The organism is Acinetobacter sp. ANC_7503 (genome assembly GCF_056780035.1).
Genome location: NZ_JBWYJA010000017.1, coordinates 1 through 12,920 on the forward strand (window position 1 = coordinate 1; position 12,920 = coordinate 12,920).

At 37.4% G+C, this 12,920-nt stretch carries 13 protein-coding genes; 6 read left to right on the forward strand and 7 right to left on the reverse strand.

The genetic code is table 11. The features are described from left to right. Positions 1-252: 252 nt before the first annotated feature. Positions 253-1,170 carry a matrixin family metalloprotease gene (locus tag AC1M9M_RS14155; protein ID WP_481596648.1) on the forward strand — a complete coding sequence of 306 codons (918 nt, stop codon included), beginning with the start codon at positions 253-255 and terminating at the stop codon, positions 1,168-1,170. A 100-nt stretch (positions 1,171-1,270) separates the two neighbouring features. Then, positions 1,271-1,645, forward strand: a complete 375-nt coding sequence (locus tag AC1M9M_RS14160; RefSeq protein ID WP_035270344.1) for a hypothetical protein — start codon at positions 1,271-1,273, stop codon at positions 1,643-1,645. 58 nt (positions 1,646-1,703) lie between these two features. Here the strand turns inward: AC1M9M_RS14160 and AC1M9M_RS14165 are convergent, their stop codons facing one another. The 3 genes from AC1M9M_RS14165 to purE form a co-directional block, all read right to left on the reverse strand. Next, positions 1,704-2,984 (reverse strand): lytic murein transglycosylase, encoded by a 1,281-nt coding sequence (locus tag AC1M9M_RS14165; protein WP_481596649.1) that lies wholly within the window; start codon positions 2,982-2,984, stop codon positions 1,704-1,706. Between the two features lie 631 nt (positions 2,985-3,615). Beyond that, on the reverse strand, positions 3,616-4,737 hold the full coding sequence (locus AC1M9M_RS14170; protein WP_481596650.1) for a 5-(carboxyamino)imidazole ribonucleotide synthase: 1,122 nt from the start codon (positions 4,735-4,737) through the stop codon (positions 3,616-3,618). Between the two features lie 15 nt (positions 4,738-4,752). Beyond that, positions 4,753-5,265 carry a 5-(carboxyamino)imidazole ribonucleotide mutase gene (gene purE, locus AC1M9M_RS14175; RefSeq protein ID WP_035270333.1) on the reverse strand — a complete coding sequence of 171 codons (513 nt, stop codon included), beginning with the start codon at positions 5,263-5,265 and terminating at the stop codon, positions 4,753-4,755. Between the two features lie 286 nt (positions 5,266-5,551). On the opposite strand from purE, the gene AC1M9M_RS14180 reads away from it, so the two are divergent. Further along, the gene (locus AC1M9M_RS14180) at positions 5,552-6,814 is read left to right on the forward strand and encodes a DUF2254 domain-containing protein (protein ID WP_481596651.1); all 1,263 of its coding nucleotides are present in this window, start codon (positions 5,552-5,554) and stop codon (positions 6,812-6,814) included. Positions 6,815-6,830: 16 nt separating this feature from the next. Here AC1M9M_RS14180 and AC1M9M_RS14185 read toward each other — a convergent pair whose 3' ends face one another. Continuing rightward, positions 6,831-7,175, reverse strand: coding sequence for a DMT family protein (locus tag AC1M9M_RS14185; protein WP_035270328.1), 345 nt, complete (start codon positions 7,173-7,175; stop codon positions 6,831-6,833). Between the two features lie 252 nt (positions 7,176-7,427). Here AC1M9M_RS14185 and mpl point away from each other — a divergent pair, with 252 nt between their 5' ends. After that, positions 7,428-8,798, forward strand: a complete 1,371-nt coding sequence (gene mpl / locus AC1M9M_RS14190) for a UDP-N-acetylmuramate:L-alanyl-gamma-D-glutamyl-meso-diaminopimelate ligase (RefSeq protein WP_481596652.1) — start codon at positions 7,428-7,430, stop codon at positions 8,796-8,798. A 33-nt stretch (positions 8,799-8,831) separates the two neighbouring features. Here the strand turns inward: mpl and AC1M9M_RS14195 are convergent, their stop codons facing one another. Further along, positions 8,832-9,119, reverse strand: a complete 288-nt coding sequence (locus AC1M9M_RS14195) for a GNAT family N-acetyltransferase (RefSeq protein WP_035268576.1) — start codon at positions 9,117-9,119, stop codon at positions 8,832-8,834. A 21-nt stretch (positions 9,120-9,140) separates the two neighbouring features. Continuing rightward, positions 9,141-9,428, reverse strand: coding sequence for a GNAT family N-acetyltransferase (locus AC1M9M_RS14200; protein ID WP_035268578.1), 288 nt, complete (start codon positions 9,426-9,428; stop codon positions 9,141-9,143). Between the two features lie 636 nt (positions 9,429-10,064). On the opposite strand from AC1M9M_RS14200, the gene AC1M9M_RS14205 reads away from it, so the two are divergent. Beyond that, positions 10,065-11,027: a TerC family protein gene (locus tag AC1M9M_RS14205; protein WP_481588063.1), complete on the forward strand. Its 963-nt coding sequence runs from the start codon at positions 10,065-10,067 to the stop codon at positions 11,025-11,027. 68 nt (positions 11,028-11,095) lie between these two features. On the opposite strand, the gene AC1M9M_RS14210 is transcribed toward AC1M9M_RS14205, so the two are convergent. Beyond that, positions 11,096-11,659, reverse strand: coding sequence for a nucleotidyltransferase family protein (locus AC1M9M_RS14210; RefSeq protein ID WP_180028803.1), 564 nt, complete (start codon positions 11,657-11,659; stop codon positions 11,096-11,098). Between the two features lie 164 nt (positions 11,660-11,823). Here AC1M9M_RS14210 and AC1M9M_RS14215 point away from each other — a divergent pair, with 164 nt between their 5' ends. Beyond that, positions 11,824-12,879, forward strand: coding sequence for a Rieske 2Fe-2S domain-containing protein (locus AC1M9M_RS14215; RefSeq protein ID WP_481596653.1), 1,056 nt, complete (start codon positions 11,824-11,826; stop codon positions 12,877-12,879). Positions 12,880-12,920 lie beyond the last annotated feature (41 nt).

Below are 12,920 nucleotides of genomic sequence, written 5' to 3' on the forward strand. Positions count from 1 at the left end.
TAGATTTTTTCCTCCCTTGCAACCCCTTATTTCACTTATTTTCAACGGGTGTTGCTTTTTTCGACTAAAAAGATGAAAAACATGAATTTTCACTCGTTTTTTAATCATTATTCATATTTATTTTCATCATTCATTTAAATTTTACGAATAATTTTCATTTTTATACACACTGGAGCTCATATATTTTGATGTTTTATTTTCCAAAATGTTTTTTTAGGCTACATTGAATAAAAATTAAGTTGAATTGCTCGCATGATGCGCTCCATTATTCTGATCTTTTCCTTTTTATGCGTTGCATATTTTGCTGTACAACGTTTTATTCATCCTCAATTAAATCACAATTCAACTTTAGATCGGCTTCAACACCCCATTGATCAACGCCTAAGATATCGTATTGGGTTTATTGACCCAAGATTTCAACTTGATACAGAGGCATTACGCCAAATAACTCAAGAGGCAGCGAATATCTGGGAAAATCAAACTCAACAAAAGTATTTCGTTTACGACCCCAATGCTCGTCTTACAATTAATCTCATTTTTGATGAACGTCAAAATGAATCCAATTATAGAAAGCATACGCTAAAGCAATTTGAAAATAGCAAATCATTAGCCGACCAAATGAGATTACAGCTAGAGCAAGAATCACAACAACTTGAATTTTTAAAACAGCAAATTGAACAGCAGCAACACAACTATAGTAATGATCTAGATCAACATAATAATTTCGTCCACCACATTAATGGCTTAAACACATCTATTACAGATTCACAACTTCAGCAGATCAATAACTCTAAGACACGGCTCACACAGCAGAAGCTTGGGATTGAAAGCAATATTGAACGATTTAACATCTTACGAACAGAACTCAACGATAAAGTTGAAAAATTCAACCAATCCCAACACCAACAACGTAAAGCTATTAATGAGTTTAACCAAGTTTTTCAAGCCAAAATGTTCCACAAAGGCGAGTTTAATGGTCGTGAAATCAATATTTATGAATTTCAATCTATAGATGAGCTTCGAATCACATTAGCTCACGAATTTGGTCATGCATTAGGTCTTCAGCATACTAATGACCCCAATGCCTTAATGTATCCAATTCTAGAAAAGCAGAATTTCTCCAATTTTAAATTGACTACTGCCGACCTCGAACTGCTAAAAAGTCGATAAAATCAGCGCCACAGCTCAATCCCATAATTAAATTACGGATTTAATTGAATAGTTTTGAATTCGTGTTAAGGTATTTTAAAATTAATCAGAGGAGAGAGACGTGAGTTATTATCATATTATTCTTGAGGTAAATGATCATATCAGCACGATCGAGGAAACTCGTGATATTGAAATATTTGATATTGTCGAGCTTCAACCTTATCTCTACTCAATTTTACTGCCATATTTCAATAAACAACTCATCGAACTCGATGATGAGAACATTAAATTCGAAGACGTCTTACATATTCAAATTAAGCAAACATTATTACCTATTCAAGATTTAATTGAAGAGGAACAACGCCAGCTTCCAAGCGATACAGATGTCACCATTACAGCTTATGAAATTTTTAACGATCGAGAATTAAGTCAAGATGTAACCTTAGTCATTTTTGACTTACTCGATGCTGTTAAAATCGATCGCTCTATTATTTAGAAACATCATCACAAAAAAAGGTCAACCTATGTTGACCTTTTTTAATCCGAGAACCTATTTATTGCATCATCAGCTGAGCCTGCTCATTTCTAAATGCACTCAATATCTGCTGTCCCGCTCGACCTGTAGGATTTAAGCCCAATCGGGTTTGCTCTTGACGAATTGCCTGTCGAGTTTTATCCCCAATTAAACCATCAATCGCACCAATATCGTAACCGCGCCGGATTAAATAGCGTTGAATTTCTCGGCGTTCTGCTCTTGATGTACCAGGATCATCAGTCGGCCAAGCTTTTGCAATTTTAGCTTTTCCTTGCAATCGATCTGATAAATGTGCGATTGCCAACGCATAACTTTCTGCTGCGTTATAACTATATATAGCATCAAAATTTTTAAATACTAGAAAGACCGGCCCAGCACTGCCAGCAGGCGCAAGCAACCCAGCTTGAGAAGATGCAGAAAGATTACCCTGAATTAAAGGGGAGCCATCCACTCTATTCAATCCTTGATTGACCCAATAAGACAATGCTTTCTTATTACGTCGCCCCTCACCTACAACTGACATTCCTGCAGGAATCTGCACTTCAAATCCCCAAGGTTGACCAGTTTGCCATCCTCTTTTCTTCAAAAAATTTGCTGTTGAAGCCAAAGCATCTGGAATACTCGAGACTAGATCACGTCGTCCATCACCATCAAAATCTACAGCAAGCTCATCATAGGTTGAAGGCATAAACTGAGTATGACCAAAAGCCCCTGCCCACGATCCTCTCAATTGTTCTTCCCGAACATCACCACGCTGTAAAAGTTTCATGGTGGTAAAAAATTCACCTCTAAAATACGATTGACGGCGCCCCTCACAGCTTAAAGTTCCCAAAGCTTGAAGTAATGGATAGCGTCCAGAAATATCACCATAGTTACTCTCAACTCCCCAAACTGCAACCACCATTTCAGCTGGAATGCCATAAGCCACACTTACACGGTCAAGTGTTTCTCGATGCTGTCGAAGTTTCTGTTGCCCCAATTGAACACGTTCATCATCAACTAAACCTGACAAATAATCCCAAATTGGCGTCGAAAATTCAGGCTGATAATTTAAACGTTCAATCACAGAATAGTCAGGAGTTAAATTCTGCGTGTAACGATCATACGTCGCCGAACTAACCCCTCTAGTGATCGCTTGTGATTTTAAATTCGAGATGCATTGCTGAAAATTAGGAGCGGATGACACAGTTGGCGTCATGAATGGCGAGGCTGTCACAGACTGACCATTAATAATCAACTCAGCATGAGTTTGAGATATCGCTAAAAAAAATGAACCTATCGTGAGTGCAAGCCGTTGCATAAGACCCTGTAATTCTAAAATGTTGGAATTATGTCTTTACCTTAACAGCTCACTCTAAAAATTAAAGCATCGAATCGTAAATTTAAATTCATACTTTCTACTTTTTTAAATTTATTTTGAAAATTTAAATTTAATAACTTATCCACAACCTAGTTTTAAATTCATTTGTTATTGAATTTAAATTTAAACCGCCACACAACATTTAAATTCAAAAAACTTATCCACAGCCACCCAATACTAAAAATCAACCTAAATCATTGAAAATTATAAATATTAAAATAATTTAATTTACTCAATAGATAAGAATTTAGATATAAATCTTTAAATACATTTTTGAATTCAAACCTCAATAGTAACTTTGAATTCAAAATATCCTGCAAGCCTATTATTTTGAATTTAAACCCACTTTGAATTCAAAGTTAAGATGGCTCACATAAGCCATAATCAAACTTATACACAGTTCAAAATATGTATTCTAATCAGAACTAATAGTATAATTATTATGCAATTTTTTTAAAATTTCATCCGACCAATGGCAAGTGATTTTTAAAGAGGCGCAATCATGCCTTAAACAAGATAAATAAAAAAGCGACCACTCGTGTGATCGCTTTTTTTATCAGCAACTTAAAGTCTAGATGGTCATATCTTCACTTAATGCTAATGGGTTTGGTAAAATTTTCGACAATTGGCGACAGAGTGTAGTCAATTCTGAGCTATCGATTGGCATTAAGGTAATATGACCAATTTTACGACCTTCACGTTCTGACTTGTTATAAAGGTGCAAATGTGCACCCTCTAAAGCCAACACATCTTCAGTCTTTGGATGCTGACCAATAATGTTCACCAATACCGTTGGACGAATCATCTCAGTTGAACCCAAAGGTAAGCCTGCAACAGCACGGATATGGTTTTCAAACTGAGAGCACACAGCACCTTCAATCGACCAATGACCTGAGTTATGTACACGTGGCGCCATCTCATTAGCATATAAGCCTTTGTCCGTCACAAATAGCTCAAGCGTCAGCACACCGACATAGTTCAAATGGTTAAGCAAGCGAGTGATGTAATCTTGTGCTACAGGTTGTAGATCTACACTGTTCGGTGCAGGGACAATCGAGTGCGATAAGATACCATTGTGATGGTGGTTCTCAGCCAATGGCCATGTTTTCACATCACCATTCTGACCACGTACTGCAATGATTGACACTTCACGCGAGAAAGTCACAAAACTTTCAGCAATCAATTCACCCGCAGGACCAAGTTCCGCCCATGCTTGATCAATTTGATCCTCAGTGCGTAAGACAAACTGACCTTTACCATCATAACCACCACGTGAAGTTTTTAGTACGATTGGAAGACCAAGTCCAGCGACCGCGTTTTGTAAACTCGCTAGTGATGTCACCGCTTTGTAAGGTGCTACTGGAATATCTAACTCATCAAATAACGCTTTTTCAGACAAGCGATGCTGAGCAATCGCTAAAGCCTGACGCGGGGGATGCAGTTGCTTGGTTTCAGTTAATACATCTACATCTGACAATGGCGTATTTTCAAATTCTAAAGAAAAGACTTCTGCACTATTAATGAAATCCTGTAAGCCATTTTTAGCTTGAGTTGAGATCACTGGACCCAAAGCAGCAGAAGGGCAGTCTGTACTTGCTTCAAAAAAAGTACATTGAATATTTAATGGAAGTGCCGCCTGCGCCATCATTCGACCCAATTGACCGCCACCAAAAATACCGATGGTTTTATCCATAAGATTTCTCTCGAATTAAGCTTGACCAGGAATATTTTTACTCGCAACTTTCTCAGTTTGCGCTAAACGAAAATCGGCTACATTCTTTGCAATATCTGGGCGAGTTAAACCTAAAATTTGTGCCGCCATAATCGCAGCATTGGTCGCACCTGCAGGACCAATTGCCAATGTACCGACAGCAATACCTGCTGGCATTTGTACAATTGAAAGCAATGAATCAACACCATTCAAGATCGAAGATTTAACCGGTACACCTAGAACAGGAAGATCAGTCTTCGCTGCGCACATACCCGGTAAATGCGCTGCACCACCAGCACCCGCAATAATCACTTGGATACCACGATCACGAGCTTGCTCAGCATATTCAAACAAACGATCTGGCGTACGGTGTGCTGACACAACTTCCGCTTCAAAAGGTACACCAAGCTGATTCAACATATTGGCAGTGTGTTCGAGTGTCGCCCAGTCTGACTGAGAGCCCATGATAATTCCAACGAGAGGAGTGTCTTGTGAAGCGGCCGCATTCATTGCAATGTTTCCAGAGATTAAAGTAAGAGAGATAAATCTCGACGAGAGCCAAGCTTTAATAAGAACTCACTATTATAGACTGAAAATGAATAGGTCTAAAGTTAAGCTGATAAAATAAGGATTAAAAATATATACTTGTTAATAGACATAAAAAAGATTTTTATGATTGGTCATTGTTCTGCCTCATCCACCTTAAACATCTGGCTCATTCAAGACAAATTGAAATTGAATTTGGATTAAACTGAACTAAGTCATTCAAATTAAAAAATAAAAAGGAGAATATAGCATGTGGTTTAAACTGAAACTATGGTGGAATAACCCTGCAGAAAATTTATGGTTTACACCAGCACTTGGGGCTTTATTAGCGATTTTTTTCTCTCTATTTGCAACCGCAAGTCGTTATTTTATTCCATCACACGCGGTTCCAAATATCAGTATTGAAACACTAAGTAGCCTACTGGATATCATTGCTTCGAGTATGCTGGCGGTCACTACATTTTCACTTTCGATTATGGTCGCCGCATTTGCTTCAGCTTCCTCAAGTGGTACGCCACGTGCTTATAAGCTGATGATGAATGATGATAATACTCGTCTCGCAATTACCAGTTTTATTTCGGCATTTATCTATGCCGTCATCGCAAAAATCGCTTTGGGTTTACAATATTATGGCGTTTCGGGTCGTTTTGTCTTATTTGTAAGTACCATTTTGGTTCTCATTTATTTGATTGTGACACTGATTCGTTGGGTACAAACATTGTCTCAGCTTGGCACATTAACCAATGCTATTTCTAAAATTGAAACAGCAGCATCTCAAGCTTTAAGTACATTCCGTACACACCCCAACTTTGGCGCTTCTGGACAAAAACCATTGGGCGAAAGCCAACTCAAAATACACCCAAAACAGACAGGTTATTTTACTCATTTTGATATTGAGTCCTTAAATCTTCTTGCTCAAACTCACAATGCACATATTCATCTTGCTTTTCTTCCTGGGAAATTTGTAGACCCATCACTGGTTCTGATTGAAGTCTTTGCAGAAAATCTAATAGATGATGAAGAATTAAAAAATTTAGAACAACAAATTCATGAATACGTAATTATCGAAACGAACCGTAGCTTTTTACAAGACCCAAGATTTGGTTTATTGGTCATGAGCGAGGTTGGACAAAAAGCGATGTCAGCTGCAATTAATGATGTGGGTTCAGCAATTAGTGCGATCAATGCCTTAACGCGGATTATTATTGATAGTCAGCCAGATCCAGAACAGAAAACTTTTAATTTCTCGAATATCAGTGTCGATATTTTTGATATTCGTGAGTTTATTAGCAGTAGCTTTGCACCGATGGCACGGGACTGTATAAGTAATATCGAATTAAATCAAAGAATAATTAAATGCTTATCCATGATTGAAAAAAATGTATCTGAACCGGAACTACGGGAAGCTGCTCATGAAATGGCACATGAAATCTTGGCACGCTGCTTAAAACATTTTGATTTTGAACCTGATCGTCAAAGATTAGTTCGGGAATATGAAAATAACTTTAGTTAATCTTCATCCTTTTGAATCATGGTGTTCTAAATACAAAATAGACACAACCACATAAGCAAAGTGCAGCCCATACATAATCTAATTTGAAAGGCTGTTTAAACATGAAAATCATGAAAGGAACAAATACCAATAGCGTAACGACTTCCTGAGTGATTTTCATTTGTCCCACAGCCCAGCCATTTTGAGCCAGCATCTTGGTTGCAGGAATCATTAAGCTGTATTCGAATAATGCAATGATCCAACTAAATAGAATGGCTTGCCATAAAGGGGCATCATGCGGCAAAAATTTTAAATGACCATACCACGCCAAAGTCATAAAGCAATTTGCTAAAATCAGAAGCAATAAAGGTAAATAAATCATTTAAATCTCAAGTTAAATCGTCCGCGTTATTCTACGATTAAATCATTTCGTTTCATCATACTAGATTAAAAATATTCATATATTTTAGCTCATAAGTTTAAAAATTTATTTCTGCAAAATTTTACGGAATGGCTTCTAATAATCACTATCTTTTCACCAAGACCCTTGTTATCGTTGACATCAAATCAAATAACACATGACAACAGCACCAAAAAGATGTTTGTGTCGAAAAGAGTAGTGGAGTAAATCATCATGCATCTGCATATTTTGGGAATCTGTGGCACCTTTATGGGATCGTTAGCACTGTTAGCTCGAGACCTAGGGCACACAGTGACAGGCTCGGACCAAAATGTGTATCCACCTATGTCGACACAACTTGAAAATGCGGGTATTACCTTAATGCAAGGTTATGACCGTAGTCATTTGCAACCACACCCAGATTTAGTGATCGTTGGTAATGCCATGAAACGTGGAATTGACGCCGTTGAATACATGCTAAATCAGGGTTTACCCTATATCTCTGGACCACAGTTCCTTGCCGACCATGTGCTACAAGGTAAACATGTATTAGGGGTTGCTGGTACACACGGAAAAACAACCACTACCACGATGTTAGCTTGGGTATTAGATCAAGCGGGCTTGGAACCGGGCTTTTTAATTGGTGGTGTACCACTTGGATTTAAAGAAAGTGCTCGTCTAGGCGGAGGTCAATATTTCTGTGTAGAAGCAGATGAATACGACTCTGCCTTCTTTGATAAACGATCTAAATTTGTTCATTACCATCCAAAGACAGCTATTCTGAATAATCTTGAATTTGATCATGCAGATATCTTTGATGATCTCGCTGCCATTCAAAAACAATTTCATCATTTGGTTCGTACTATTCCAAGTGAAGGCCGTATCATCGCACCAATCACTGAATCAAATATTGATGAAGTTTTGGCACAAGGCTGTTGGACACCGATCGTCCGTACATCGCTTGAATCTCATGATCAAGCAACTATCTCTGCAAACCAACTTTCTGCAGATGGTACTCATTTCCAAGTCTTAAAAGACGGCGAAGTAAAAGGTACAGTCCAATGGTCGATGACAGGTCAACACTCCGTTGCAAATGCTTTAGCAACCATTGCAGCTGCAGAGCATGTAGGTGTTTCCATTGAAACTGCATGCGAAGCATTATCGAATTTTGGTGGTGTAAAACGCCGTATGGAGCTCCTCGATACCATTCGAGGTATTGAAGTTTTCGATGATTTTGCTCATCACCCAACAGCAATTGACACAACACTGGATGGTGCTCGTAAACGACTAGGCGAACGTAAACTATGGGCGATTATTGAGCCGCGCTCAAATACGATGCGAATGGGAAGCCACAAAGATGGTTTAGCATATTCTGCTCGATTGGCAGATGAAGTGATTTGGTATCAACCTGAGGGTTTAGATTGGGATCTACAACCTGTTGTTGAAGCTGCTCCGAATAAAGCTGTGGTAGCGCGTACTTTAGAAGAGATCATCCGAAATGTCGTGAATGAAGCAGGCGAGGGGGATGCCGTTGTGATCATGTCAAACGGTGGATTTGGTGGTTTGCATCAAAAACTCATTCAAGCACTCAAAGCAAAAGAATAAATAAAAAAGCCCGCTCTGCGGGCTTTTTTATATTTAAGCGATAACGTCATGATATTCATTATGAAAACGCTTAAACATGACAACCACATAAGAGCAAGTTGGAACAATTTTTAATTTTTCTGTACGAGCAAATTCTACAAGTCGATCTAACAATAACTTTGCAGTTCCTTGTCCACGTAAACGATCATCGACCCAAGTATGATCAGCTATAATGATCTGTGGAGTTTGGTAACGATAGCTGATTTCTGCAATTCTTGATTGATCTGCGTCCGTGAGATAAAACTCACCGCCTTTCACACTATCGATATGTTCAAACTGCATATGACCGCTCACTGTATGATTTTATTTAAACAGAACATCATGGATTGCTTCATCTTTGTTGAAAACAGATTTAGCAAATGGACAAAGCGGTAGGATTTTAACATTCTTTTGACGAGCTAATTCAACCGCACGGTCAACAAGTTGACGTCCCACGTTTTGCCCTCTTAATGAATCATCAACCCAAGTATGATCAATAATAAATTTATCTTCACCTGCCCATGAATAAGTCATTTCAGCTAAATGATGGCCATCTTCACCAATAAAAAACTCACCTTTTGATCCATTTTCTTGATGTTTAATTTCTAACATTATCATTATCCTATCATTCGTTATTAAATATAGATTAGAACGACATATTTACATAACACTATGAAAAAATGGGACAAACTTGTCTATCAATTACAAATTCAAAACTTTAATTTATTTTAAAAAAAGAAATATTATAAAAAACAAAAATATATATTGTCAGTCATAATCATTAAATGTTATTTTTTTAATATATAAATGTATTATTATTGTTAAAACATTAATGAGTAAATGAAATGGATATCTATCTAATATCAATTGTAGTATTGATCATCATTGCAATAATCTTATTAATTTCAATTTTTAAAGAAAAATTTAATAACCCATTTAAATAATTTGCACACAACTTATAAGTGTGTCATCCTTTGTGCACTCGAAATCAAATGAAACGATTTCAACGTAATTTATTATCAAATTTGAACAAGGGGAGTAGCCTCCTCCAACAGTACTTAAATACTGTGTCAGAATATCGTCATTACACTTTGAAAGAAGTCGGTATCTGAGCATCATTTCGATTATCTAAAATGCATAATCAAAATGGTGTAGGCAAGACCTTGATCATGTTGTTTCAGAATTATTATCTGGCAACTGGTCGAGGTTTTTTTATGCCAAAATCAATTGCCAGTATTGGAGATCACTATGGAAACCATAGGCAATATTTGGCTTTATGTCATTTTTTTTGGCATCGTCACGATTATGCTCTTAATTGACTTTCTAGGTTTTAAACAAAAAGAAGGTCAAGAAGTTAAAGTTAAAACTGCTGCTTATTGGAGTATTGCATGGGTCACTGTCGCAACACTTTTTGGTGGTGGACTATGGCTATATCTAGAAAATACTGCTGGTATAAACGTAGCCAATACGAAAGTTATGGAATATTTTGCCGGCTATTTACTGGAAAAGTCACTCGCAATTGATAACGTCTTTGTGTGGCTAATGATTTTTGCTGCATTCGCTATACCTCCTGCACTTCAACGTCAATTACTCCTTTATGGTGTATTGGGCGCTATTATTCTCAGAACAATTTTTATTTTTATCGGTGCGTGGTTCGTTCAGGAATTTTCGTGGATCCTCTATATCTTCGGTGCTTTCCTTGTATACACTGGATTTAAATTCCTTAAAGGACAAGAGGATGATCCAAATATTGAAGATATGGCCATTCTGAAATGGCTACGTAAACACATGCGAATTACTCCACAGTTGGAAGGAAATAAGTTTTTCGTAAGGCAAAATGGCGTTCTATGGGCAACCCCATTATTTTTAGTGCTAATTTTAGTCGAGGCATCTGATGTTATTTTTGCAGTCGATTCTATTCCAGCGATTTTTGCGGTCACCACTGATCCTTTTATCGTCCTTACAGCTAACTTGATGGCTATCCTCGGTCTACGGGCTATGTTTTTCTTACTGTCTGGAGCCGCTTCAAAAATGCATTATTTGCCTTATGGACTTGGGGCTATTTTAATTTTTATCGGTTTCAAAATGCTTATGCTTGACGTATTCCATATGCCAATTTGGATCTCATTAAGTTTTATCGTGATTGCCCTTTCAATTACAGCATGGCTTTCAATTCGTTATAGTAAAAAACATCATCAAACGACCTTATAAGGTCAAACTTTGTTGGATTCAATAAAGCCTTCATCTGAAGGCTTTATTTATATCATTAGATGAGGCATCTAATTCACAATGCTTAACTTAGGCCATCGTTCCAAAAAACATTTTGACTTAACCCTATGTTCAAAGACTCCACGTGAAACCAAACGATTATTCCACCTTAATTTTAAAGTAAATAAATCTTCAAGCCCCAAAGGGGCGAGGATTTCAATATGATTATTCTCCATTAATTTGATAGCGATTGCGGTTGCCGTTTCTGGCCAAAAACTCATAGCATGATGTACTGAAGTATATGGATCAATTTGAGCACCTTCATCAGTTCTGTACCAATGATGTACCAGAGCTTGATTTGTAATGTCCCAATGAATATTAGGATATCTATGTTGAAGTGCACCCTTTAAATAATTTCGTCTCTCATCCATTTTTTCTGAAGGATCAAAATAAATGACATCAATTTCAGTTTCAAAAATGGAATAATTTTGATTATGTAAATAAGACCAGATCCAATTTCGAATCAAGCCCGCACTAAAATAGGCCGCACTATCAATCTGCCGTAAACACTGTAAAAGTTCATAGATATCTGCATTAGATCGTATTAAATGGCTTAACTTCTCATATAAGTCCATGGGTGAATTCACTTTATATATTTTGATTAGAATTTAATATTTCCACTCAGCTCTCCAATTTTAAATGTTAAGAGAGGGTTGGCAAAGATCTTGCATCATCTCCAAAGAAAAAAGCTCAGTAAATTTAGCGCAGCTCTTCGGAGCTCTTTTTCTAGGAAATGACGATGAATATGATTCCCGCATTAAATCCACTCAGTGCACCTTGCCAATGTAGTTTCGACTTACAAGATTGGGAAATTCTCGCGCAATATTGGTATCCAGTGGCTCGTATTCAAGATGTTTCAACCACACCACATCAGGTCACTTTACTTGATGTAAAAATGGCGATTTACCAAACTGACAAGGGAGAAATTCGATTAGTGCGTGATATCTGCCCTCATCGAGGTGTACCTCTAAGTAAAGGATGGGTAGAGGGTGAAGAAATTATTTGCCGATATCACGGTCTAAGATTCGACCTTGCAGGGAAATGTACGAAAATTCCTGCTCAACCTGATTTAACTAAGATATCTGACCGTTTTAGCTTAACCCAATTTCCAGTAATTTTGAGATATGGACTGGTCTGGACCAGCTTGCATGGACGTGATTTTCAACACAATAATATTCCTCAACTTAACACTTGGGATCATCCTGATCATCAGTCTATTTTACCTCCATATGTTGATATTGCAGGTTCAGCAGGTCGTCAACTCGAAGGATTTATTGATGTTGCTCACTTTGCATGGGTGCATCACGAAGCTTTTGCAGATCGAAACAATCCAGTTGTACCGAAATACCATACTGAGAGAACAGACTATGGTTTAAAAACAATTTATATTAGTGGTGTCAGTAATTACCCGCATGCTTTGAAACACCTGGAACCAAAAGGTTTTGAATGGAAAAGGACCTTTGATATTTACCCACCATTTTCAGCGATATTAACTGTAGATTTTCCAGACAATGGGATTTTAAAAATCTTGAATGCGTGTTGTCCTGTATCGGTCAATCAAACCAGATTATTTGTTCCTTTGACGCGTAATTTTGATCAGACTGGAGATTTACAAGCAGTCTATGATTTTAATGCCCAAATTTTTGCCGAAGACCAAGACATCGTAGAATCGCAAAAACCTGAAGAATTACCACTTGATTTAATGATGGAAGCGCATTTTGAGGCTGATCGATCTTCGACTACTTATCGTCGTATTCTCGCAGAGTGGGGGCTCAGCAAACGATATACAGTTTAATTAAGATAGATCAGTTACAATCAACCGAAAAAATTAAAAGT